This window comes from Nonomuraea sp. B10E15 (assembly GCF_039871615.1).
In the GTDB taxonomy this organism is placed as follows: domain Bacteria; phylum Actinomycetota; class Actinomycetes; order Streptosporangiales; family Streptosporangiaceae; genus Nonomuraea.
Genome location: NZ_JBDPMB010000037.1, coordinates 1 through 23,605 on the forward strand (window position 1 = coordinate 1; position 23,605 = coordinate 23,605).

22 protein-coding genes and 1 rRNA gene are annotated in these 23,605 nt (G+C 69.9%); 9 read left to right on the forward strand and 14 right to left on the reverse strand.

The genetic code is table 11. The annotated features are described in order from the left end of the window. A 5S ribosomal RNA gene (rrf, locus tag ABGB14_RS47315) occupies positions 1–89 on the forward strand; the annotation flags it as partial. Between the two features lie 62 nt (positions 90–151). Here rrf and ABGB14_RS47320 read toward each other — a convergent pair. Beyond that, positions 152–610 carry an Lrp/AsnC family transcriptional regulator gene (locus ABGB14_RS47320; RefSeq protein ID WP_347650455.1) on the reverse strand — a complete coding sequence of 153 codons (459 nt, stop codon included), beginning with the start codon at positions 608–610 and terminating at the stop codon, positions 152–154. A gap of 127 nt (positions 611–737) precedes the next feature. Between ABGB14_RS47320 and ABGB14_RS47325 the strand changes: the two genes are divergently transcribed. Beyond that, positions 738–1,625 (forward strand): phenylalanine 4-monooxygenase, encoded by an 888-nt coding sequence (locus ABGB14_RS47325; RefSeq protein ID WP_347650456.1) that lies wholly within the window; start codon positions 738–740, stop codon positions 1,623–1,625. 451 nt (positions 1,626–2,076) lie between these two features. Here the strand turns inward: ABGB14_RS47325 and ABGB14_RS47330 are convergent, their stop codons facing one another. From ABGB14_RS47330 to ABGB14_RS47345, 4 genes are all read right to left on the reverse strand, one after another. Next, positions 2,077–2,514, reverse strand: a complete 438-nt coding sequence (locus tag ABGB14_RS47330; RefSeq protein WP_347650457.1) for an SRPBCC domain-containing protein — start codon at positions 2,512–2,514, stop codon at positions 2,077–2,079. 441 nt (positions 2,515–2,955) lie between these two features. Further along, positions 2,956–4,218 (reverse strand): extracellular solute-binding protein, encoded by a 1,263-nt coding sequence (locus tag ABGB14_RS47335; RefSeq protein WP_347650458.1) that lies wholly within the window; start codon positions 4,216–4,218, stop codon positions 2,956–2,958. A 22-nt stretch (positions 4,219–4,240) separates the two neighbouring features. Next, positions 4,241–6,163, reverse strand: coding sequence for an ABC transporter permease subunit (locus ABGB14_RS47340; protein WP_347650459.1), 1,923 nt, complete (start codon positions 6,161–6,163; stop codon positions 4,241–4,243). After that, complete coding sequence (locus tag ABGB14_RS47345) at positions 6,160–7,773, reverse strand: beta-N-acetylhexosaminidase (protein ID WP_347650460.1); 1,614 nt, start codon at positions 7,771–7,773, stop codon at positions 6,160–6,162. Before ABGB14_RS47345 ends, ABGB14_RS47340 begins: the two co-directional genes overlap by 4 nt. A gap of 243 nt (positions 7,774–8,016) precedes the next feature. On the opposite strand from ABGB14_RS47345, the gene ABGB14_RS47350 reads away from it, so the two are divergent. Both ABGB14_RS47350 and ABGB14_RS47355 read left to right on the forward strand, forming a co-directional pair. Next, positions 8,017–9,171, forward strand: coding sequence for an ROK family transcriptional regulator (locus ABGB14_RS47350; protein ID WP_347650461.1), 1,155 nt, complete (start codon positions 8,017–8,019; stop codon positions 9,169–9,171). A gap of 145 nt (positions 9,172–9,316) precedes the next feature. After that, positions 9,317–10,258, forward strand: a complete 942-nt coding sequence (locus tag ABGB14_RS47355) for a serine hydrolase (RefSeq protein ID WP_347650462.1) — start codon at positions 9,317–9,319, stop codon at positions 10,256–10,258. Here the strand turns inward: ABGB14_RS47355 and ABGB14_RS47360 are convergent. From ABGB14_RS47360 to pstS, 5 genes are read right to left on the reverse strand one after another with little or no spacing between them, the layout of a single operon-like run. After that, the gene (locus ABGB14_RS47360) at positions 10,227–10,952 is read right to left on the reverse strand and encodes a response regulator transcription factor (RefSeq protein WP_347650463.1); all 726 of its coding nucleotides are present in this window, start codon (positions 10,950–10,952) and stop codon (positions 10,227–10,229) included. The two genes, ABGB14_RS47355 and ABGB14_RS47360, sit on opposite strands and share 32 nt — an antisense overlap. Then, entirely contained in the window at positions 10,952–11,728 is a 777-nt protein-coding gene (gene pstB, locus ABGB14_RS47365) for a phosphate ABC transporter ATP-binding protein PstB (RefSeq protein WP_347650464.1), read from the reverse strand. Before pstB ends, ABGB14_RS47360 begins: the two co-directional genes overlap by 1 nt. 15 nt (positions 11,729–11,743) lie before the next feature. Continuing rightward, positions 11,744–12,619 carry a phosphate ABC transporter permease PstA gene (gene pstA / locus ABGB14_RS47370; RefSeq protein WP_347650465.1) on the reverse strand — a complete coding sequence of 292 codons (876 nt, stop codon included), beginning with the start codon at positions 12,617–12,619 and terminating at the stop codon, positions 11,744–11,746. Next, entirely contained in the window at positions 12,616–13,596 is a 981-nt protein-coding gene (pstC, locus tag ABGB14_RS47375) for a phosphate ABC transporter permease subunit PstC (protein ID WP_347650466.1), read from the reverse strand. The genes pstA and pstC overlap by 4 nt, the downstream gene beginning before the upstream one ends. Positions 13,597–13,602: 6 nt before the next feature. Continuing rightward, positions 13,603–14,700: a phosphate ABC transporter substrate-binding protein PstS gene (pstS, locus tag ABGB14_RS47380; protein ID WP_347650467.1), complete on the reverse strand. Its 1,098-nt coding sequence runs from the start codon at positions 14,698–14,700 to the stop codon at positions 13,603–13,605. Positions 14,701–14,820: 120 nt separating this feature from the next. On the opposite strand from pstS, the gene ABGB14_RS47385 reads away from it, so the two are divergent. Together ABGB14_RS47385 and ABGB14_RS47390 are read left to right on the forward strand one after the other, a co-directional pair. Continuing rightward, positions 14,821–15,306 (forward strand): low molecular weight protein-tyrosine-phosphatase, encoded by a 486-nt coding sequence (locus ABGB14_RS47385; RefSeq protein ID WP_347650468.1) that lies wholly within the window; start codon positions 14,821–14,823, stop codon positions 15,304–15,306. Then, entirely contained in the window at positions 15,293–16,138 is an 846-nt protein-coding gene (locus ABGB14_RS47390; protein ID WP_347650469.1) for a fructosamine kinase family protein, read from the forward strand. The genes ABGB14_RS47385 and ABGB14_RS47390 overlap by 14 nt, the downstream gene beginning before the upstream one ends. On the opposite strand, the gene ABGB14_RS47395 is transcribed toward ABGB14_RS47390, so the two are convergent. Further along, on the reverse strand, positions 16,135–16,977 hold the full coding sequence (locus ABGB14_RS47395; RefSeq protein WP_347650470.1) for a TetR/AcrR family transcriptional regulator: 843 nt from the start codon (positions 16,975–16,977) through the stop codon (positions 16,135–16,137). The two genes, ABGB14_RS47390 and ABGB14_RS47395, sit on opposite strands and share 4 nt — an antisense overlap. Positions 16,978–17,041: 64 nt before the next feature. On the opposite strand from ABGB14_RS47395, the gene ABGB14_RS47400 reads away from it, so the two are divergent. Then, entirely contained in the window at positions 17,042–18,748 is a 1,707-nt protein-coding gene (locus tag ABGB14_RS47400) for a right-handed parallel beta-helix repeat-containing protein (protein WP_347650471.1), read from the forward strand. Here the strand turns inward: ABGB14_RS47400 and hisN are convergent. The 3 genes from hisN to aroA all read right to left on the reverse strand — a co-directional run bounded on the left by hisN (position 18,738) and on the right by aroA (position 22,205). After that, a complete protein-coding gene (gene hisN / locus ABGB14_RS47405; protein WP_347650472.1) occupies positions 18,738–19,520 on the reverse strand; it encodes a histidinol-phosphatase in 783 nt (260 codons plus the stop codon). The genes ABGB14_RS47400 and hisN overlap by 11 nt on opposite strands. Positions 19,521–19,715: 195 nt before the next feature. Further along, positions 19,716–20,759 (reverse strand): ribosome small subunit-dependent GTPase A, encoded by a 1,044-nt coding sequence (rsgA, locus tag ABGB14_RS47410; RefSeq protein WP_347650500.1) that lies wholly within the window; start codon positions 20,757–20,759, stop codon positions 19,716–19,718. Positions 20,760–20,933: 174 nt separating this feature from the next. Continuing rightward, entirely contained in the window at positions 20,934–22,205 is a 1,272-nt protein-coding gene (aroA, locus tag ABGB14_RS47415; protein WP_347650473.1) for a 3-phosphoshikimate 1-carboxyvinyltransferase, read from the reverse strand. 97 nt (positions 22,206–22,302) lie between these two features. Here aroA and ABGB14_RS47420 point away from each other — a divergent pair, with 97 nt between their 5' ends. Then, positions 22,303–23,103, forward strand: coding sequence for an SOS response-associated peptidase (locus ABGB14_RS47420; protein WP_347650474.1), 801 nt, complete (start codon positions 22,303–22,305; stop codon positions 23,101–23,103). A gap of 157 nt (positions 23,104–23,260) precedes the next feature. Then, complete coding sequence (locus ABGB14_RS47425; RefSeq protein WP_347650475.1) at positions 23,261–23,593, forward strand: TraR/DksA C4-type zinc finger protein; 333 nt, start codon at positions 23,261–23,263, stop codon at positions 23,591–23,593. Positions 23,594–23,605 lie beyond the last annotated feature (12 nt).

A 23,605-nucleotide genomic window follows, 5' to 3' on the forward strand; every position in this document is an offset into this window, starting at 1 on the left:
CCGGTTACATTCCGAACCCGGAAGTTAAGCTTCTCTGCGCCGATGGTACTGCACTCGGGAGGGTGTGGGAGAGTAGGTCACCGCCGGACAATCTTTGTGGAGGGGGTTCCGACGCTGAGCGCGTCGGAAACCCCTCTTTTTGTGTTTTCCGTCAGGTGACGGCGTCTGCCAGGAGCGGTTCGATCCGGTGGGGAATCTGGGTGGACAGGGCGATGGTGGAGTCCGTGCGTTGCACCGCGGGGGACGTCAGGATGTGGGCGATGATCTCCTGCAGGTGTTCTGTGGTTCTGGCGACGACCCGGCACAGCAGGTCGTGTTGCCCGCTCGTCCCGTGCACCTCCAGGATGTGCGGTACGGCGCGCAGCGCTTCCACCGCCTCCTCCAGGCGCCCTTGCGCGATCTGCAGCCAGACGAACGCCAGGATCGGATAGCCGGCGTCGGCCGGTGAGACGGTGGGGCCGAAGTCCTCAATGACGCCTCTGGCGGTCAGCTTTTCGACCCTGGCCTGGACCGTGCCCCTGGCCACCCCGAGCAGGCGGGCGAGTTCGGTCAGGCCGATGCGAGGGTGGGCTCGCATGGTCACGAGCAGGCGGGCGTCTAGACCGTCCACGAGGGCGTCCTCCGCGGCTGTGCGATTCGTCCAGGAGATGCGTGTTCTGGCATGCGAGAACTAGCGTATCGCTCAGTCAAGTTGGTCGCTCTTGCCAGTGAAAGCGGGACTTGTTGTCATGTGGGGCATGTTCGAGGAAGCGCAGTACTTCGCCCCAGTTGCGGCTCAGGCGGACGGCTCCGTGGTGGTCGAGTTGTCCGCCTCGCATCCGGGGTTCGCGGATCTGGTGTATCGGTCGCGGCGCAACGCCATCGCAGGGCTGGCGGTCAACTATCAGCCGGGCACGCCCATCCCGATCGCCGAATACACCGAGCAGGAGCACGAGGTGTGGGCGACCGTCACCAGGGAACTGGGGATCAAACACGCCAAGTACGCCACGGCGGAATATCTCGACGGCGCCGCCATGCTGGGGCTGCCTCAGGAGAGGATCCCGCAACTGGAGGAGGTCTCCCAGCTCCTGGAGCCGCTGACCGGTTTCCGCTATCTGCCTGCGGCCGGCCTGGTGCCGCTGCGGGATTTCTACGGAGTGCTCGCGGACGGGTTCTTCCACTCGACGCAGTACATCAGGCATCACTCCGTGCCCTTCTACACGCCGGAGCCCGACGTCATCCACGAGGTGATCGGGCATGCCAATGCGCTCGCTCACCCCAGGTACGCCGCCCTCTACCGCCTGGCGGGCCAGGCCGCACGGCGCGTCGAGGGGGAGGAGGCGCTGGAGTTCGTGTCGAAGGTGTTCTGGTTCACCATGGAGTTCGGGGTCATGCAGGAGACCGGCGAGCTCAAGGCGTACGGGGCGGGCATCTTGTCGTCGTACGGGGAGATCGAGGAGTTCCGCGGGATGGACATCAGGCCGCTGGACCTGTCGGCCATGGGCACCACGCATTACGACATCACGAAATATCAGGATGTCTTGTTCCGGGCCGAGTCGGTCCAGCACTTGGAAGACGTCGTCGGGGACTTCTGGGACACGTGTGACGACGATTCCATCGCGAAGCTGGTCGCCGCTCGCGTCTAGCGCTCTGACCGAATGATCAACGGGTTGGGGTGGTGGTCAGGCTTCGATGGTTGACCTCGCTCCGTTGCCGGCGGCGCGACGTCAATCGATGCTGGTGTTGCGGGGCCGGGGGTGCGCGTTCGGCGTGGCGGACGGTGCCCGGAGGGGTAGCCCGTCCGGCCTCGGCCGATGTGCACGGCTGGGCCGTGTCCTGCCGGAGTGCAGCGATCAACGTCTCCCGCCGGTGAGATGTCGTCATGGGTGAACCGGTGGCCCGCACCGGTCGGGCACGACCACGCGGCGTCGTTCAGAGCGGGGTGGAGCCAGAGGGTGTCGCCTGCGTCCGGGGTCTCAGGTGCCGGTGGCCATCGCCGGTCCGAGCCATCCGGTGCGGGCGGTAAAGGTCGCCGGTGCTGGTGGGCGCATCCGGTGCGGGTGGTAAAGGTCGCCGGTGCGGGTGGTCGCTCGCCGGTCACCTGTCGGAGACGAGCTCGGCCAGGTGGTGCAGCGAGTTGGCGAGATGGTCGGGGCCGAACGGCGGGAACTGGAGGTATGCCCGGATGGAGTCGGGCACCGCCGACCAGTCGTAGGTGAGCGTGACCTCGGTCTTGGACGGACCGAGCGGCGTGAGGTCGTACCGCCAGATCCAGCCGCCGAACTCCAGCTGACCGTCGCCCTTGTCATAGCCCGTCAGCCAGCCGATGGCGCGCGGCGGGTCGAGCACCTGGACCTTGTTGACCACCTGGTAGTCACCATTCGGATGGTCGGCGTGATGCATGTCCATCCGGAAGATCTGCCCCACCTCGGCGAGCGGCGCCTGGTTGACGGCTTCCTGCACCCAGCCGGTGCCGTCGATCGCGGCGTGGCTCGCCGGGTCCGCCAGCACCGCGAACACCCTCGCGGCGGGCACGGCGACGGTATGGGTGGCGCTGACCCATGGTGTGCACGCTCCCTGCCGTCCCCGGCCTCCCACAGGCCGCGGATGGGGACGTTCCCTACAGGCAGACCACGCGGCGAGGCGTAACTCTTCGGTCGTGTGGGCGGAACCCGCACCCATGCCGCCAACGGGTTGCGAGGTGGCCCAGGCGGGGATGTCCCTGGCTGGACCGCCGGGAAGTGATCAACACTATCCTGTGGCGGTTGCGGACCGGCGGGACGTCCTCGAGCGGTACGGTCCTTGGAGACCTGCTATGAGCGGTTCAAACGCTGGGCGTCATCGCTGCCTGTTCCCCCTTCGGCGCGGGGCGAGGCGAGCTCACCAGGCACGGACCCGAGCGGGCCCTGGTGCAGCGTCCAGCCCTGGCGGTGCGGATATCGAGTGCGAATACCTACCATCAGCGGGTGAAACGGCTCATGAGGGCTCGACGATCTGCTGGAACTTGTCGAGCACCGCACGAGGGTCGCCGCTGGGGCCGACGGCGGTGCCCAGTTCGGCGGCCACCGTGCCGCGCAGCTCGGCCCACACCGGCTGCGAGGTCGGGTCGAAGCGCGCCTTGGCCACCATGTCGACGATGGGGCTGACCTTCGGGTCCTCGCGCATGATCGCCGAGGCGGACGACGTGGTCGGCAGCAGGCCCTCGACCTTCAGGTATTCGGCGTAGTTGTCGGCCTGGTAGAAGTAGTCGAGGAACTCGCGGACGAGCTGCTGGTTGCCGTCCTTCTTGAAGGCCATCAGGTAGTCCTGGATGCCGTGGGTGGCCGGCTCGGCGCCGTGGTTGGTGGGATGTGTCGCGGTGCCGTAGTCGACGCCCGACTTCTCCACCTGGTCGAGGAAGGCGCGGGTGCCGAAGGAGGCGTACACCATGGCCGCCTTGCCCTGGGCGAACAGCGGCCAGGTGCCGTCGGGGCGGTTGGTCTGGCCGGGGTTCGGCTGGGTGTAGCCGTCCTGGGTCAGTGACTTGAGGAACTGCAGGGTCTCGACGGCGCGCTCGTCGTTGACGGTCCACCGGTCACCGGTACGCCAGTCGCCGCCGTTGGCCCGCATCCAGGTGCCGAACTCGTAGTCGCCGGCCTCGGCGCCGAGCGCCATCGCGTACGGCACGTAGCCGCCGGGTAGCGCCTTGATCGTCTTGACCGCAGCGCGGAACTCCTCCCACGTGGCCGGGGGCTCGTCGAGACCGGCTTCCTTGAGGATCTTCTTGTTGTAGTACAGGCCGTTGACGGTCGCGACGAACGGCAGGCCGTACTGGACGCCGTCGAAGGAGGCGTTCTCGGCGAAGGACGGCAGGAAGTCCGACAGAACCTCCTTGGAGACCACCTCCTCGGCGCGGTACAGCAGTCCGGCCTCCGCGTAGTCGGCGAAGAGGTTGATGTTCAGGATGTCGGGGAACTGCCTGGTCTGCACCATGGTGTTCACCTGGCTCTGCAGGTTTCCCCAGTCGATCACTTGCAGGTCGACGTTCTTGCCCGGGTGCGCCGCCTCGAAGGAGGCGATCAGCTTGTCCCAGTAGGGGCGGGTGCCCTCGGTGTACTGGGCGACGACCAGCTTGATGGAGTTCTGGCCGCCGGAGCCGCCGTCCGCGCCACCCGGCCCGCCGCCGCACCCGGCCAGCGCGAGCACGAGACCTGCGAGCGCGACCAGAGCGCCGAGCCGTGGTCTGGTTCTGGAGGTCATCTCACACCGATCTTTCTCGTTGTCACTTGGTGCTGCCCGCGGTCAGGCCGCTCACCAGATGCTTCTCGATGAACGCGAACAGGATCACCGCCGGCACGATGGCCATCAGCGCCGCGGCGAAGAGATACTGGTAGTTGGTCTCGTACAGGCCGATGAACTGCTGGACGCCGACCGTGAGGGGCACGCGCCCGCCGGCCGGGTCGTTGAAGAGCGTCAGGGCGATGACGAACTCGTTCCACACCTGGATGAAGGTGAAGATCATCACGGTGACGAGGCCGGGTGCGGCCAGCGGGAGGATCATGCGCAGCATGATCCGGAACTTGCCGAGACCGTCCATCATGGCGGCCTCGTCGATCTCGACGGGGATCGCGCTGAAGTGGGCGTGCAGGATCCACACGGCGAAGGCGAGGTTGAAGGCAGAGTTGATGGCGATGATCACGCCGTAGCTGTTGATCCCGTCGACGAACACCGCCTGCCGGTACAGCCCGATGAGCAGCGCGACGGCGGGGAACATCTGCGTCACCAGGATCACGCTGAGGAACGCGGTGCGTCCCCTGAACCTCATGCGGGCCAGCACGTACGCCGCCGGTGCGGCGAGGACCAGCACCAGTGCCGTGGAGGCCAGCGCGATCGTCAGGCTGACGCGGAAGAAGTCCGCCAGCGGGATGCGCCGCCACACGTCCGCGTAGTTGGACCACGCCCAGGTCTCGGGCAGGTAGTTCGCCGGCACGGCGAACAGTTCGGCGTCGGTCTTGAGCGAGCCGAACAACATCGCGGCGTAGGGCGCGATGAAGAACAGCGCCACCGCGAACCCGATCAACGGGAGCACGACGGGACGGATCCGCCGCCACCCGCGCCCCGCCCGCGCGAGCGCCGCCGGCCGTCCGCTCCGCCGCCCCGGCTCGGGGCTCCTGGGGAGCCCGGCGGGCGGACCGGCCTGGCTAGCGACCGGCGCAGGCTCCGGCACGACGGGCGACGGAGCGGGGGGCGCGCTGCTCGCCGAGGGACTGCGGTGCGGCCGCAGCACCAGCACGAAGGCCAGGATGAGCAGCAGCAGGAAGGCGACGTTGAGCACGCCGAGCGCCGCCGCCTCACCGGCGTCGAGCTGCGCGGTGAACGCGATCTTGTACAGCCACGTCACGGTCGTGTCGGCGTGGTTGCCGGCCGTCTTGCCCATGATCACCCAGATGACGGTGAACGCGTTGAAGACGTGCAGCATGTTGAGGACGAGCGCGATCATGATCGACGGCCGCAGGATCGGCAGCGTCACCCGCCGCCAGGTCGCCCACGCGCTCGCGCCGTCGATCCGCGCGGCCTCCAGCACGTCGTGCGGCACCGTCTGCAACCCGGACAGCAGCACGTACGTGGTGAACGGCATCGAGGTGATGATGCCCACGGCCATCACCGAGTACAGCGCCGTGGCCGGATCCTTGTACCAGTCGACGGGCGCGGAGATGATCGACAGGTCCATCAGCATCCGGTTGAGCAGGCCGTTGCCGCCCTCGTAGATGAAGCGCCACACGGTCGCCGTCATCACCAGCGAGGTCGCCCACGGCACCACCAGCGCGAGCCGGACGAACTTGCGGCCGAAGAAGTCCTTGGCCAGGAACTGCGCCAGCGCGAGCGAGAGCAGCATGGTCAGCCCAACGACGACCACCAGCCACAGCAGCGTGTTGCCGACGACGAGGCCGAGGGCGTCCTCGCCGAGCAGGCGGGCGTAGTTGTCCAGCCCCGCCATCCCCGTGACCAGCCCGATCCTGCTGATGTCGAGGAAGGACATCCAGACCATGTAGAGGGCGGGGAATCCGATCACCCCCGCGATGAGCACCGTGCTCGGCGTCAGCCAGCGCCATGGCACGGTGCGCCGCCACAGGTCCGCGGCCCGGCCCGCCAGTCCGGGGGCCGCGCCGGAGCCCGCGCGGGGACCCGCCGTCCGGGTGCTCATCGGGGGTTTCTGAGATTGGCGGTCCAGCGGTCCAGCGTCGCCTGCCACTCCGCGGGCTCCTCCGGCCTGCCGGGCACCCCCGGTCGACGCTGCCAGGGCAGCGGGCCGGACTCGCGCCGGTACTCGACCCCGATCGCGTCCAGGCGCGGCAGGTGCGCCTCCAGGCGGCGGCGGAAGTCGGCCAGGTCCCGCTCGGGCCCCGACCAGACGGTCTCCGCGAAGGCCGCCAACCGGGGGAATGCCATGTAGTCGACGTGGCGGGTGGAGTCGATCAGCTCGGTCCAGATCCCGCACTGGGCGCCCAGGACACGTCCCGCGGCCGGGTCTCCGCGCAGCTCGGCGGGGACGGGCTCGAAGGCGTAGACGTCCTCAAGAGTGAGCACGGTCCTGAACGGCAGCGGCTCGTCCTCCAGTGGGCTCTGCCGGTAGTCGAGGTAGACGGCGGTGTTGGAGCAGTTGATGACGTCGTGACCGGCCCGGGCGGCGGCCACCGCGCCCACGTCGGCGCGCCAGGCGGCCACCACCGCGCCCGGCGCGAGCCCGCCCTCCAGGATCTCGTCCCAGCCGACCAGGCGCCGGCCGCGCTCGGCCAGGTAGGCGTCGAACTGGTGGATGAACCAGCTCTGCAGCTCGTCCTCGTCGCGCAGCCCCAGCTCGGCGATCCGGCGCTGGGCCGACGGGCTGGCCCGCCACTGGTCCTTGGGGCACTCGTCCCCGCCGACGCACACGTACGGGCTGGGGAACAGCTCCAGCACCTCGTCGAAGACGTTCTTGAAGAACGTGATCGTGGCGTCCTCGACGTTCAGCACGTTGGAGCCGACCCCCCACGTGGTGCCCACGCCCAGCGGGGTGTCCACGTTGCCCAGCTCCGGGTAAGCGGCGATGGCCGACTGGGTGTGGCCGGGCAGGTCGATCTCGGGCACGACCGAGATGTGGCGGCGCGCGGCGTAGGCGACGATCTCCCTGAGGTCGTCCTGGGTGTAGAAGCCGCCGTGCGGCCGGCCGTCCATCTCGCCCATCCAGCCGACCTGGCTCTCCTCGCGCCAGGAGCCGATCTCGGTCAGGCGCGGGTAGCGCTTGATCTCGATGCGCCAGCCCTGGTCGTCGGTCAGGTGCAGGTGCAGGACGTTCAGCTTGTGCAGGGCCATCAGGTCGATGAAGCGCAGCACGTCTGCCTTGGTCATGAAATGCCGGGCCACGTCGAGGATGGCGCCGCGCCAGGCGAAGCGGGGCTCGTCGGCCACGTGCACGGCGGGCAGCTCCAGCGCCTCGCCCGTCCCTGACCTGCGCAAGGCGTGGGGCGGCAGGAGCTGGCGCAGGGTCTGCGCCCCGTAGAAGGCCCCGGCCGCCGATCCGCCGTCGAGCGTGACCCCGCCAGGGTCGACGGTGAGCCGGTAGCCTTCCGGCGGCAGGCCGTCGCCGAGAGCGAGCCTGATCGCCGGCCCCGGGCCGCTCGACGGCAGCAGCTCGCCTCCGGTCACCGGGGCGAGTTCACCGCGCAGCCACGCCGCGACCGGGCCGAGCACCGGGTCGGCGGTAAGCGCGGTCTCCCTGTCGATGACGAAACGGCCGGGACGCGGCTCGTACCGCAAGGGCTTGGGGACGATCATCGACCGGTCCCCTCGGAACGGACCAGCGCCGGGACGCGGGCGCTTCCCGCCTTCCCCACGTGCACGAACGGCATCGGCTCCACCTCTCACATATTTACGAAGGAGCCTTTCATTATTAGCACCAGCCCAGATTGCGGGTCAATGCTCATTCCTGCGCAGATCTTGCGATCCTGGTCATCTTTGCGCACTCGGCTGCTGGCATAATGAAGCGACTTGCACAGGAAACCTGCGTTAGGACGGACGATGGCAGCCACACTCCGCGGCGGCGACCTGTCACGGCTCAGGCAGCTCAATGCCCTGGCCGCGATCGGAACGCTGCGCGGCGCCGGCCCTCTGACGCTGTCGGCCCTGGCCGAGCGCACCGGCCTGTCGCGTCCCTCCACGAAGGAGGTCGTGGACGAGCTCATGCGGCTCGGTTGGGTCGAGGAGACCCCGCCCGCCCAGGGCACGATCGGCCGGCCCGCCCGCCGCTACCGCTTCCGTGCGACGAGCGGTCACCTTGTGGGGCTCGACATAGGCGGCCACAACATCCGCGCCGCCCTGTCCGACCTGAACGGCGAGATCCTCGCCGAGACCCGCCAGCCCGTACAGCCGGACACCCCCCTGGACGAGCGGCTGGCCGCCATCGAGCGGACGGTCGCGAGCTGCCTGGCGCTGGGCGGCAAGACGATCGACGACGTGTGGATCGTCGCGGCGGGCACCATCGGCGTGGTCACCCCCAAGGGACGCATCCGCTACTGCGCCGCGATCCCCGCCTGGACCGGGCTCGACCTGGCCGGGCACCTGCGCGGGATGTTCCCCTGCGAGGTCCTCGTCGAGAACGACAGCCGCCTGGCCGCCAAGTCCGAGGCCGTGCGCGGCGCCGCGCGGGACGCGAGCGACGTGGTGTTCCTGCACGTCGGCCGGCGGATGGGAGCGGCGGTCATCATCGACGGCAAGGTCCACCGCGGCTTCGGCGCCGCGGCCGGGGAGATCGCGATGCTGCCGCAGGCGCAACTGTTCGACGCCTCGGAGCACCTGCAGAACTGCCCGGTCATCCCCGAGGACACCTCTCCGGCGGACGCCGCCGGCTTCACCCTGGCCGCCGCCCGCGCCGGCGACCCGGTGGCGCTCGCGGCGGTCGAACGGTACGTGGACGACCTGGCCGTGGGCACCAGCGCGATGGTCCTGCTGCTCGACCCGCAGGTCGTCGTGCTCGGCGGCGGCTTCTCCCGCTCGGCCGACGTCCTGCTGCCCAGGTTGCGCGAACGCCTGGAGCGCGCCTGCATCCGCCCGCCGGAGCTGCGCGCCTCGACGCTGGGGGACGAGTGCGTGGTCATGGGCGCCATCGACTACGCCGTCGCCCACATCGACGACCTGCACTTCACCCCGGACGTCCCCCTGCCCACCTCGCGCTGACCACGGATCTCCGGCACGGGCCTCCTGGGCGGAGTCTTCGGCCAGCCGGACCAGTAGCCGGGCTCAGGTGCCGTCCTGTTCCCGGCGCGCGACCCGCTCGTAGCAGGTCTAGCGGCGTGTTGTGATATGTCGTGATAATGCTCGGATGATCGCGCTTGGTGTGAGAGCGATACCACGACTGGTCATCATTCTCGCCCTGCTCCTGCCGCTGGTCCCGATGCCCTGGCCCGTGCCCGCGAGGATGCACGCCGCCCTGCCGGCCGTGCTGGACGTGACCACGTCCTCCGAGGTGCACCGGGAAGCGCGGGGAAGGTTCGAGCGGAGCGCGCGCGAGGAGGCGCTGCCGCCGATTCCGGCCAAGGAGATCACCGAACGTCTCGACCGTTATCTGCGGGGCCGTCCGGGACCGGTCACGGCCATGGTCAAGGAGCTGGAGACCGGGCGGGTCTACCGCTACCGTCCCGGCGAGCGGCTGATCACGGCGAGCACCGCCAAGGTCCAGATCCTCATGGCGCTCCTGCTCGACACCCCCTGGACGAAGCTCCCCGCGGCCGTCAGGCACGACGCCGAACTGATGATCCGCTACAGCGACAACCACGCCGCCGACCGCCTCTGGCTGCGCATCGGCGGAGCGCCCGGGTTCACCAGGGCGGGAGAGAAGCTGGGGCTGAAACACACGCAGGGAGTTCCGGGGGACTGCCTCGACCTCTATTGCTGGGGAATCACCCGAACGTCCGTTGCGGACCAGATCCGCCTCATGCAGGCACTGGTGTCCGGCAAGAGCCCGCTCAGGGCCAAGGACCGGAAGCAGGTGCTCGACCTTATGGGCCGGGTCGTCGACGGCCAGGCCTGGGGGATCAGCGCCGCGACGTGCGAGGGTGAGCGCGCGGCGCTGAAGAACGGGTGGCTCAGGCGCGTGTCGACCAAGCGCTGGGCCACGATCAGCGTGGGGCTGATCAGGGGTGACGGCCGCGACTACGCCGTTGCCGTGCTCACCGAGGGGAGTCCGGAGGTGTGGCACGGCATCGCGACCGTCGAAGGCGTCACCGAGCGCATCATGCGGGATTTCCGGAGATGCTCGGAGTGACGAGGCGGTAGCCCACGCCGCGTACGGTCTGGATGAGCTGGTCGTCCTCGTCACCCAGGCGCGCACGCAGGCGTTTGACGTGCACGGCGATCGTGTTGGTCGACGTGGACGCCGCGGCGTTCCACACGTGACGCATGATCTGCTCGCGGGTGACCGTACGGTCGGCGTTGCGCATCAGATACTGCAGCAGCTCGAACTCCCGCAGCGGCAGGTGCACGGTGCGTCCGGCCACGCGCACCTGGTAGGCCTGTACGTCCAGCTCGACCCCACCCACCGCCAGCACCTTGTGCGAATCGGGGGAGGCGGCCTGGATGAACGGCAGCAGTTCGGGCACCCGGTAGGGTCTGGCCACGCAGGCGGCCGCCCCGGCCGCGAGCGCGCGTACGGCCTGCTCGGCGTGCCCCTCGCCGACGCCGAGCAGCACCGGTACGGCCCGCGCGAGGCGTACGGCGCGAACGAAGTCCACGGCGTCGATGACCGGCAGCGTGGCCGAGACGAGCACCACGTCAGGCTGCAGGGCACCGGCCTGCAGCAGCCCCTGGGCGCCGTCAGGCGCGCCCGTGACGGCCACGCCCTCACGTTCGAGGGCGGCCGCCAGGGCGTCCACGACGGCGCCGTCAGGGTCGGCGATGAGCAGTACGGGTTTGGTCCTCGTGTCCCCGTTCATCGTGGATGCCGTCTGCTGTCGGTTCATCAACCGAAGCGTCCCGTGATGTAGTCCTCGGTGGCCTTCTGGGACGGATTGGTGAACATGCGGGACGTCTCGTCCATCTCGATGACCTTGCCGGGCTTGCCCTGCTCGGCCAGGTTGAAGAAGGCGGTCCTGTCGCTGACCCGGGCGGCCTGCTGCATGTTGTGGGTGACGATGACGATCGTGTACTCGTCCTTCAGCTTGGCCATGAGGTCTTCGATGGCCAGCGTCGAGATGGGGTCGAGCGCCGAGCACGGCTCGTCCATCAGCAGCACCTGTGGTTTGACCGCGATGGCCCGCGCGATGCAGAGCCGCTGCTGCTGCCCGCCGGACAGGCCGGCGCCGGGTTTGCTGAGGCGGTCCTTGACCTCGTTCCAGAGGTTGGCGCCCTTCAGCGACTCCTCCACGGTGTCGTCGAGGTGCGCCTTGCTGACGCGGCCGTTGAGGCGGAGGCCGGCGGCGACGTTGTCGTAGATCGACATCGTGGGGAACGGGTTGGGGCGCTGGAAGACCATGCCGATCATCCGGCGTACGGAGACGGGTTCGACGTTGCTGCTGTACAGGTCGTCGCCGTCGAGCAGGACCTTGCCCTCGACCCGAGCGCCGGGGATCACCTCGTGCATGCGGTTGAGCGTGCGCAGGAACGTCGACTTGCCGCACCCGGACGGGCCGATGAACGCGGTGATCGAGCGCGGCTCGATGGTCATCGACACGTCTTCGATCGCCTTGTGCGACCCGTAGTACGCGTCGAGGCCCGAGACCTGGATCTGCTTGGACATATCTGCGGTTACCCCCTATCGGCGCCTGGCGGGTGAACGCCACCAGGCGATCAGACGCGCCACCAGGTTGAGCAGCATGACGATCAGGATGAGCGTGAGGGCGCCGGTCCACGCCCGGTCGATGGCGGTGTCGTTGGGACGTGCCGCCTGGTCGAAGACGTAGAGGGGCAGGCCCATCTGCGGCCCGTTGAACGGGTCGTTGTTGATGGAGTCGGTGAAGAACACCGTCAGGAGCAGCGGCGCCGTCTCGCCCGCGACCCTGGCCACGGCCAGCATGACGCCCGTCACGATGCCGGTGAACGCGGTCGGCAGCACGACCTTGAGGATCGTGCGCCACTTGGCCACGCCCAGCGCGTACGAAGCCTCACGGAGGTCGCCGGGCACCAGCCGCAGCATCTCCTCGGCGGACCTGACCACGGTCGGCATCATGAGGATCGACAGCGCCATGGCGCCGGCGAAGCCGGAGTAGGGCATGCCCAGGAACAGGATCCAGAACGCCAGCACGAACAGGCCGGCGACCACCGAGGGGATGCCGGTCATGACGTCGACGAAGAAGCTGATGGCCCGGCTCAGCCGGCCGCCGTTGCCGTACTCGACCAGGTAGATCGCGGTGAGCAACCCGATGGGGACGGAGATGAGCGAGGCGAGCAGGACCTGTTCCAGGGTGCCGATGATGGCGTGGTAGGCGCCGCCGCCCACGTCGCGCGCGCCGATTCCGCGCATCGAGTGGGTGAGGAACGTCATGTCGAAGCGCGCCAGGCCGTTGGAGACCACCAGCCAGAGCACGGACACGAGCGGCACCACGGCCAGCGCGAACGCCAGATAGACCAGCACCTGGACGATGCGGTCCTTGAGCCGGCGGCCGGTCGAGATGTGCTGGATGGTGGTCATGTGTCGGCCTTCATGAGCTCTTTGCGCCGGTTGATGATCATGCGGGCGGCCATGTTGACGAGCAGGGTGATGACGAACAGCACCAGGCCTGAGGCGATCAGCGCGCCACGGCCGATGTCGCCGGCCTCGCCGAACCCGTTGGCGATGTTGGCGGCGATGCTGTTGCCCTGCGGAGTGAGGATCTGGAAGCTGATGCCGAACGTCGCCGGGAAGATCAGCGCGACCGCGATGGTCTCGCCCATGGCCCGGCCCAGCCCGAGCATCGCGGCGCTGATCACGCCGGGGCGGCCGAACGGCAGCACCGCCATGCGGATCATCTCCCAGCGGGTGGCGCCGAGGGCCAGCGCGGCCTCCTCGTTCATCCTCGGGACCTGCAGGAACACCTCGCGCGAGATGGCCGCGATGATCGGCAGGATCATGATCGCGAGCACGATGCCGCCGGCGAGCATGGTCTTGCCGCCGATCGCGCCCTCGCCGGCGAACAGCGGGAACCAGCCGAAGTGCTCGTTCAGCCACTGCGACGGCTCCCTGAGCAGCGGCACCAGGAAGGCCACGCCCCACAGGCCGTAGATCACGCTGGGCACCGCGGCGAGCAGGTCGATCAGGTAACCGAGCAGGCCGGCCAGGCGGCGCGGCGCGTAGTGGGAGATGAACAGCGCCACGCCCACCGCGATGGGCATGGCGATGACGAGTGCGAGTGCCGAGCTGAGCACGGTGCCGAACGCCAGCGCGCCGATGCCGAACACCTGGCTGCTGTTCGGGTCCCAGGTCAGCTCGGTGAGGAAGTTGCCCTTGTCGGCCCGAAGCGCGGGGATGGCCTCCCCGATGAGGAAGACGGCGATGGCCGCCATGATCCCCAGCAGGAGGACGCCGGCCCCGGTGGACAGGAAGCGGAAGGGCGCTTCACCATGGCTGCGCCGCGAGGCGGACCGGCTCGTGGCCGGTCCGCCCTCACGGATTTCCGTTCTGGTGGTCATCAGCTCTTAGGAGATCGCCTCGACAGTGGAGCGGACCTTGGTGAGCAGTTCGCCGGACAGCGGGGCGTAGCCCAGGTCCTTCAGCGCCGCCTGGCCCTCGTCGCTGGCGGTGTAGGTGAGGAACGACTTGACCAGCTTCGACTCCTCGGCCGGCAGGCCCTTCTCGCAGGTGATCTCGTACGTCACCAGCACGATCGGGTAGGCGCCCGGCGTCTTGGTGGCGTAGTCGATCGACAGGGCGAGGTCGTTGCCGGTGCCCTTGATCTCGGCGGTCTCGACGGTCTTGGCCGCGCTCTCCGGGGTCAGCTCGACGAACTCGCCGGAGCCGTTGGCGACCTTGGCCTTCTGGAGCTGGGAGTTGTCGGCGTACGACATCTCGACGTAGCTGATCGCGCCCTCGGTGTCCTTGACCGAGGAGGCGATGCCGTCTGAGCCCTTGGCGCCCTGGCCCTTGGCCTCGGCGGGCCAGGCCTTGGCGGCCTCGTACGGCCAGTCGGCGGTGGCCTCGAGGAACTTGGTGAAGTTGTCGCTCGTGCCCGACTCGTCGGCCCGGTGGAAGGCCTGGATCGGCGTGGAGGGGAGCGTGGCATTGGGGTTGTCGGCCTTGATGGCCGGGTCGTCCCACTTGGTGATCTTGCTGTTGAAGATGCCGCCGAGCGTCTTGGGCGACAGCTGCAGGCCCTCGACGCCGGGCAGGTTGTACACGACCGCGACGGGGCCGGTCACCATGGGGATGTTGACGGCCTTGCCGGTCTTGCAGCGGGCGTCGGCCTTGGCGGGCTCGTCGTCCTTCAGGGCCGAGTCGGAACCCGCGAGCGCGACCGTGCCCTGGATGAACGCCTGGATGCCGGCACCGGACCCGCTGGGCTGGTAGTTGATGCTCACCCCGGAGTTCTTGGCCTGGAACTCCTTCTTCCACTGGTCGATCGCGTTGGCCTGGGCAGAGGAGCCCGCGGCGTTGATCGTGCCGCTCAGACCGCTGTCAGCCGCGGCCTCGGTGGCGGCGGTGGTGCCGGTGGCCCCGGTGTTGTTGTCTGTGCCGCACGCAGCGAGCGAGAGCGCGCCGACGAAGGCGACGGCGGCGAGCCGGCCTGCATACTTCACGGTTGGGTTTCCTCCCACTTGGTCCTTAGTCGCCATGAAGCTATGCAGCGAAGGTGACTCGGACCCCTAGCAAGGGTGAACGTTCGGTGAACGCACCAGGTCACCCTCATGATGGGAGCTATGACGTATCGCGTATGCCTCGTGTGCATGGGGAACATCTGCCGCTCTCCGATGGCGGAGGTGGTGCTCCGCCAGACGCTCGCCGGTCGCGGGCTGGGGGACCGGGTCACCGTCGACAGCGCCGGGACCGGCGAGTGGCACGTGGGGGATCCCATGGATGAGCGGGCACTCGACCTCCTGGCGCGGCACGGGTACGACGGCTCGGTGCACCGGGCGCGGCAGTTCGCGGGCGACTGGTTCGCCCGTTATGACCTGGTTCTGGCCATGGATCGGGACAACCTGTCCACTTTGCGGCGGATGGCGCCGTACGAGGTGGAGGTGCGGTTGTTCCGTTCCTTTGACCCCGCCGCGCCGGAGGGTGCCGAGGTGCCCGATCCGTACTACGGGGGCACCGAGGGGTTCGAGGAGGTGCTCGCGCTGGTCAAGGCGGCATCCGAGGGCGTGGCCAAGCACATCGCCGATGAGCTCGGCGATGAGACTGGCTGAGGACCTCGGCTCGTCGCACGGCTGGCGGCTCCAGCGGGGCGTGCTGGACGACGGGCGCGAGGTGTTCGTGAAGAGCGGCCCGATCTCCGAGGCTTCCGTGGCGGGCGGCCAGGGCGGCCAGGGCGGCCAGGACGGACGGCGCCGCTCCGAGGTGTTCACCTCCGAGGCCGCCGGGCTGCGCTGGCTGGGCGAGGCGATCGCGGTGCCCGAGGTGATCGAGGCCGGGCCGGACCGGCTCGTGTTGTCATGGGTGCGACAGGAGCCGCCCGGCGCCGCGGCGGCCGAGCGGTTCGGGCGTGAGCTGGCCCGGCTGCACCGCGAGGGCGCGGACAATTTCGGGGCGCCGTGGCCGGGATTCATCGCCGAGTTGCCGATGGACAACACCCCCGCGGCCGACTGGCCGTCGTTCTACGCCTCGCGGCGGGTGCTGCCGTTCCTGCGGCGGGCCCGGCTGCCGGCGCGGGACGTCCGCCTGGTCGAGCGGGCGGTGGACCGGTTCGCCGAGGTGGCGGGGCCGGCCGGGCCGCCCGCGCGCATCCACGGTGACCTGTGGAGCGGGAACGTGTTGTGGTCGGGCGGGTCGGGGGTGCTGGTCGATCCGGCCGCCCATGGCGGGCACAGGGAGACCGATCTGGCCATGCTCGACCTGTTCGGGCTGCCGTACCTCGACCGGGTGCTGGGGGCCTACCGGGAGGAGTGGCCGCTCGCGGAGGGGTGGCGGGATCGGGTGCCGCTGCACCAGATGCATCCGCTGCTCGTGCACGTGGTGCTCTTCGGGGGCGGCTACCGGGACGCCCTGATGGACGCGGCGCGGTGGGTGCTGGCGCTCTAACCGCTCCTGCGTCTGCGGTAGGCGCGCTGTTGGCAGGCGCGTGAGCAGTAGACGCGGGGGCGGCCGGACGGGGCCGGCTCCAGAGGGCCGCCGCATTCCGTACACATTCCATCACGCATTTCATCACGCTTCCGGACGAGAACCTCGACGCCATCGAGCAGGCGGCGCAGGCCGAAGTCGAAGGAGTCCTCGGGGTGGTCCCAGCCGCCCGCGGTCCACAGGTGGGAGAGCGTCGGATAGCGGTCGAGGCGTTCGTAGAGCGAGTCGCGCGAGCCCCACCACTCCTCCTCCGACACCCCGCTGCGCCGCTCCTCCCGCCGGGTCTCGACCAGGACGAGGGCCTCGGCGTCGACGAACCGGCCGACCATGCCCACGACCGCGATGACCTCCGAGGGGCGCAGCGCCGTGCCGGCGAGCGTGCTCAGCATGTAGTCGTAGTGGGCGACGGCGTTGGGACCGGGGACGTGGCGGCTGCCGCGCACCTCGGCCAGCCACGGGTGCCGCTTGCGGATCTCCCACGCGTGCCTGGCCACGGCCTCCAGTCGGGCCCGCCAGCCGCCCGCCTCCATGGGCTGCGGGTGCTCGCCGAGAACCTCGTCGAGCATCAGGTCGACGAGCTGGCCGCGGCCGGGCACGTGGCGGTAGAGCGACATGGTCGTGAAGCCGAGCCGGTCGGCGACCTTCCGCATCGACAGGCCCGCCAGGCCTTCCTCGTCGGCGAGCTCGACGGCGGCGCGCACGATTCTGGGCAGGCTGAGGCCCTGCCTCGGCTCGCGGTCGCCGGCCCGCCACAGCAGCTCGACACCGTGGTCGGGGTCGTCGGCCCTGCCCCTCGCCATGTGCGCCCTCCCTCGTTTATGGTGTAATACTTCGTGTACGGCATAAACAGCAAAGGTGGTTCAGATGTTCCAGTTCCATGTCGCGCCCTCCGGCGACGACTCCTGGCCCGGATCGGCGGAGCGCCCCTTCGCCACCCTCGACCGCGCCAGGGCCGCGGCCCGCGAGGCCGGCGGCGACGCCGTCGTACACCTTAAGGGTGGCGTGCACACGCTCGCGCGGCCGCTCGAGCTCACCGGTGCCGACTCGGGGATCACCTTCCAGGCGTACGGCTACGGCACCCCCGAGCAGGAGGAGCCCGTGATCAGCGGCGGCCGGGTCATCACGGGTTGGCAGGAACGCGACGGCGTCTGGGTGGCCGAGGTCGGCGAGCTCGACAGCCGCCAGCTCTACGTCGACGGGCGCAGGGCCGAGCGGGCCGCCCTCCCCGGGCTGCCCGGCGAGGTCCGCGTGACCGCCACCGGCTACGTCACCGGCGGCGGCGAGCCGCTCGGCTGGCGCAGCCCCGCGGACGTCGAGTTCGTCTTCCGTGGCGTCTACCCCTGGACGGAGGCCCGCTGCGGGGTCGCGGGAGTCTCCGGCGACGGGGACGAGACGGTGATCACCATGGCACAGCCCGCCTTCGGATGGGCCGGCGAGCTGTACAACTCGACGTGGGAGGGTCAGTCGTCGAGCGGGCCCGGCCTGCCCACCCGCATCGAGAACGACGCCGCCTTCCTGGCCGAGCCGGGCACCTTCGTGCTCGACCGGTCGCGTCCGGGGCGGCACGTGCTGATGTACCTGCCCCGCCCCGGGGAGCACCCCTCCCGTACGCGGGTCGTCGCACCCGTCCTGGAGCGCCTGGTGAGCGTCGCAGGAGCGCGGGACGTGTCGTTCAGGGGCCTGGTGTTCGCCGAGGCCACCTGGCTGCGCCCGAGTGCGGCCGAGGGGTTCCTGCACTACCACGGCACCGGCTACTACGAGGGCGGCGGCGTCGAGACGGCGGTCATCGGGGAAGGGGCGTCCGTGACGTATCCCGCGGCTTCCGTCACGATCCCCGCCTGCGTCACCTTCGACGCCACCGAGAACGTGGCGATCGAGGGGTGCCGGTTCACCCGGCTCGGCGCCTCCGGGCTGGGCGTCACCGGCGGCGCCGGTCTCGCGGTGCGCCGCTGCGCGTTCGACACGTTGTCCGGCGCCGGCGTCGAGGTCTCCGGCAGCCGGGCCACCTCGATCGAGGACAACCGCGTGCACCACGTCGGGCTCGAGTTCAGCGGCGCGCCGGGCATCTCCGTGTCGGGCACGCGCGACTGCGTGGTCGCGCACAACGAGGTGGCCCACGTGCCCCACTGCGGGATCGTCGTGGGTTCCGGGCAGGGTGCCCGCATCCTGCGCAACCTCGTGGCGGACACCATGGAGGTGCTGGCCGACGGGGGCGGCGTCTACCTGTCGGGGCCGCAGGGCGACTCCCCGGACAACCAGGCGCTCGTCCAGGGGAACGTCATCAAGGACACGCACACGCCGTACAACTTCGGGCTCTACACCGACTACGGGGCCTCGTGGGTGACGGTGGAGGGCAACGTCGTCCTGCGGGCGGACAACACGGCCGTCCTCGTGGTGGGGCCGCCGCTGGAGAACGTGGTCTACCGGGGGAACTTCTGGGACCAGGATCCGCTGGGACATGACAATCCGCCCAGCGGTGTCACGTATGGCGGAAATGTGACGTACAAGGATGAACGGGAGCTGAATGCCGCAACCGCCGGCATCCAGTCCGAGGCCGGTCCTAGGCGTTGAGCCGGCGCACGACCTCGTCGTGGAGGGTGCCGTTCGTGCAGACGAGGCTCCCGCCCTCCAGGCCCTTCACGCCCGCCACGTCGGTCCACACGCCGCCGGCCTCCTCGACGATCACGGTGAGCGCCGCCATGTCCCACGGCGACAACTCGGGCTCCGCGGACACGTCCACCGAACCCTCCGCGACCATCATGTGTGACCAGAAGTCGCCGTACGCCCTCGTACGCCAGCAGGCGCGGCCGAGGTCGAGGAAGTTGTCGAGCCGGCCCGTCTTCTCCCAGCCGCCGAAGCTGGAGTAGGAGAACGACGCGTCCTCCAGGGTCGAGACCGACGACACGGTCATCCTGGACGCCTTGGTCAGGCTCTTGCCGGTCCACGCGCCGCCCCCGGCGGCCGCCCACCAGCGTCTGCCGAGGGCGGGGGCCGACACGAGGCCGACGACGACCTCGCCGTACTCCATGAGCGCGATCAGGGTCGCCCACACGGGCACGCCCCGCACGTAGTTCTTGGTGCCGTCGATGGGGTCGATGATCCACGACCGGGCGCCCCACCCGGTCTTGCCGAACTCCTCTCCCACGACCGCGTCGCGCGGCCTGGCACGGCGCAGCGTGCCCCGGATGGTCTCCTCCACGGCGCGGTCGGCGTCGCTGACCGGCGTCAGATCGGGCTTGGTGTCGACCCTCAGATCGACCGCCTTGAACCGCCGCATGGTCAGGTCATCGGCGGCGTCCGCCATGACATGCGCGAGGCGAAGATCATCGTTGTAACCCTGCACGGTCGCCCACGCTACCGTGAGTCGTATACCGAACATCAGTCACCAACGTCTCTTTTCTGGTAACCGGTATCCCTTTTCCCTGTCAGCGGTAAGTACGTCATGTCGAGAGATATCGCTGATCTTCCCTGGCAATCCGTCCTTTTTGCCCGTCCATTGACCGCCGAAAAGGCAGCATGCAAGGGCACGTGAAAAGGGTCAGGGAGCGTCGTCGGGTGAGCCCTCGCGGCTGGACAGGAGGCGACGGAGCGACTCCAGGCGGGCGGGGTCGGCATTGCCGGCGGCCACCCACGCGTCCAGGGCGCAACCGTCGCCCAGGTGTGTGCAGCCCTTCGGGCAGTCGACCGTGCCCTCCACCAGGTCGGGGAACCCGGCCAGCACCGTCTCCACCGACACGTGGGCCAGGCCGAAACTGCGCACTCCTGGGGTGTCGATGATCCAGCCGCCCTCCGGCAGCTCCAGGGCGACGGCCGAGGTGGAGGTGTGGCGGCCGCGGCCCGTGACGGCGTTGACCTGGGAGACCGCGCGGTTGGCGTCGGGGACCAGGGCGTTGACCAGGGTGGACTTGCCGACGCCCGAGTGGCCGACCAGAACGCTGATGCGCCCGGTCAGGTGGTCGCGCAGCTCGTCGAGCGAGCCGCCCTTGCGCACGACGACGTGCGAGACGCCCAGCGGTTCGTACAGGGCGACCAGGGAGTCGGGCGGGGCGAGATCCGACTTGGTGAGGCAGAGCAGAGCCTCGATCTCGGCGTCGAACGCGGCCACCAGCATGCGGTCGATCATGCGAGGGCGGGGCGGCGGATCGGCCAGGGCGGTCACGATGACGAGCTGGTCGGCGTTGGCGACGACCGGGCGTTCGATGCCGTCGGTGTCATCGGTGTCGTCGGCCGAGCGGCGCAACATCGAGCTGCGCGGCTCCACGCGGACGACCCTCGCCAGGGTGTCGGGACGGCCGGAGACGTCGCCGACCAGGGCGACCCGGTCGCCCACGACGATGCCCTTGCGGCCGAGCTCGCGGGCCTTCATGGCGACCACCAGGCGGCGCTGAGGCTGGTGCCTGCGTTTCTGGGCCGACCCCTTCGGGCGTTCCGGCTCGACCAGGACGGTGTAGCGGCCCCGGTCGACGGCCACCACGAACCCTCCGACGGCGTCCTCGTGCGCAGGACGGATCCGGGTGCGCGGCCGTGACCCCTTGCCCGGCCTGACCCGTACGTCGTCCTCGTCGTACTCCCGCTTTCTCAGCGGTCCGCTCCCATACGCTCGCTTCCCCTCTGCGGTCGGTGACAGGGTGCTCGGTGACGCGGGCCGGGTGCGGCGGGTGGGTGCGGGCAGCGCGCGGTCACGTCTCGCCCTTCTCCGACGTGCCCGGGGCTTCCCCCATGAAACCAGCGGCGGGCAGCGGCCGGAAGGCCGTCGTCATCGGGAGTCCAGCATCGCCGCCCACATCTGGACGAACTCCGGCAGGGTCTTGGCGGTCGTCGCGATGTTCTCCACCCGCACTCCCGGGACCGCGAGCCCGATCACCGCTCCAGCGGTGGCCATGCGGTGGTCGTCGTAGCTGTGGAAGGTGCCGCCGCGCAGCGGGCGGGGTCGGATGACCAGGCCGTCGTCCGTCTCCTCGGCGTCGCCGCCGAGGCGGTTGATCTCGGTGGCCAGCGCGGCCAGGCGGTCGGTCTCGTGGCCGCGCAGGTGGCTCACACCCCGGATGCGGCTCGGGGTGCGCGCGAGCGCGGCCAGCGCGGCGATCGTCGGGGTCAGCTCGCCGACCTCGTGCAGGTCCGCGTCGATGCCGGTGATCTCGCCCGTGCCCGTGACGACCAGGTCGGCCGTGCGGGTGACCGTGGCGCCCATGGAGGTGAGCAGACCGCGCAGGGCGTCGCCGGGCTGGGTGGTCTCGGCGGGCCATGCCGGGATGGTGACCGTGCCGCCCGTGACCAGTGCGGCGGCCAGGAACGGGGCCGCGTTGGACAGGTCGGGCTCGACCGTGACGTCTCTCGCCGCGATCGGGCCCGGCTCGACGCGCCACACGTGGCGCTCGCCGTCGTCGACCGTGACGCCGGCCGCCCTGAGCATCTGCACCGTCATCTCGATGTGCGGCTGCGAGGGCACGGGCGGGCCCACGTGGCGGATCGTGACGCCCTTCTCGAAGCGCGCGGCCGCCAGCAGCAACCCCGAGACGAACTGGGAGGAGCCCGACGCGTCCAGCGTCACCTCGCCGCCCGTGACGGGCCCGATGATCGTGAACGGCAGTGCGTCGTTGTCGACCCGCGCGTCCAGCGAGCGCAGCGCGTCGAGGATGGGCCCCATCGGGCGCTTGCGCGCGTGCGGGTCGCCGTCGAAGTGGACCGGGCCGTCGGCCAGCGCGGCCATCGGTGGGACGAACCGCATGACCGTGCCCGCCAGGCCGGCGTCGATGCTCACGCCGCCGCGGACCGGGCCCGGCGTCACGTGCCAGTCGACCCCCGCGGCGCTCTCACCTCCGGCCACCAGCGTGGTGCCGAGCGCCCGCAGCGCGGCCGCCATCAGGTCCGCGTCGCGGCTGCGCAGCGCACCACGCACGACGCCGGGGCCGTCGGCGAGCGCGGCGAGCAGGAGCGCGCGGTTGGTCACCGACTTGGAGCCGGGCAGCGAGACGGTGGCGCTGACGGGGGTCGTCGCCGTCGGTGCGGGCCAGAGCGGAGCGGGCATGGTCAAAGAGTACTGGGAGTGGCGCTACGCGGTCGAAGTCCGCGCGCCGCCGCCGGGCGGACACGCGAGTGGGGGAAGGACATGGCAGTGTGGTGTCATGTGCGGTAGATATGCCTCGGCGCGCAAGAAGCACGAGCTGCTCGAGGAGTTCCAGATCGAGCAGGACGGCGACCCCGACAAGGAGCTCGGCCCCGACTACAACGTGGCGCCGACCAAGAACGTCTACGCCGTCCTGAGCCGCGTGCCCCACGAGGCCGAGCGGGCGGTCCGCCAGCTGAGGATCCTCAAGTGGGGCCTGGTCCCCGCCTGGGCGAAGGACCCGTCGATCGGCTCGCGGCTGATCAACGCCAGGGCCGAGACGCTGGCGGAGAAGCCGTCCTACCGCCGGGCGTTCGCCAAGCGCAGATGCCTGCTCCCGGCCGACGGCTATTTCGAGTGGATGCCGGTCGAGCCGGACCGCACGAGCCCGGACGGAGAGAGCGAGGGCCGAAGCGGGCGCGGCCAAAAGCAGGGGAAGAAGAAACAGCCGTACTTCATCCATCCCGCGGACGGCGGGGTGCTGGCCATGGCCGGCCTGTACGAGTTCTGGAAGGATCCGTCGCGCGCCGACGACGACCCGCTCCAGTGGCTCGTCAGCTGCACCGTCATCACGACCGACGCCGAAGACCACCTCGGCCGCATCCACGACAGGATGCCCATGATGATCGAGCGCGACCGCTGGGCCGAATGGCTCGACCCCGAACTCACCGACACCGGGCGGGCCTCCGAGTTGCTGGTGCCCGCCGAGTCGGGGCGGCTCACGGCGTACGCGGTCGCCACGGACGTGAACAACGTCAGGAACAACGGCCCCCACCTCATCGAACCGCTCCCCGAGGCGGGGGAGTCCGCGCTGTTCTAAAGGTGTAAGAAGCGCGGTAAGTGGGCATTCGGTGAGGAAAGCGATGCAACCGTTCACTCGGTGTCACCGCCACATAGGCCCCCATTGATCGCGCCGGCGGGGACATCCGGGGAGTCCTGGCCGCAGGCTTCCCTCATTCACCCGGAGGTGCGGATTCGTGGACGTCACGACCGCTCGTGAGCGGCTGAAGGACATGCTCGCCGAACTGGACCGCTCGATCGGGGTCCTCAGAGGCGACCCCGTCGCGGTGCGGGAATACTCCGCGGCCGACGCGGGCTCCGACCTGACCGACGCCGACCGCGCGCAGGCCATGCTGACCGTGGCCACCGCGCAGCGCCGCGCGGTGGTGGAGGCGATCGGGCGCATCGACGAAGGCGTCTACGGCAGGTGCGTCGACTGCGGCAAGCCCGTGCCGGAGGGCCGGCTGGAGGCCCGCCCGGAGGCCGCGCGGTGCGTGCAGTGCCAGGGGAAGCGGGAGCGCCGCCGCTGACCGCGCCGGGCC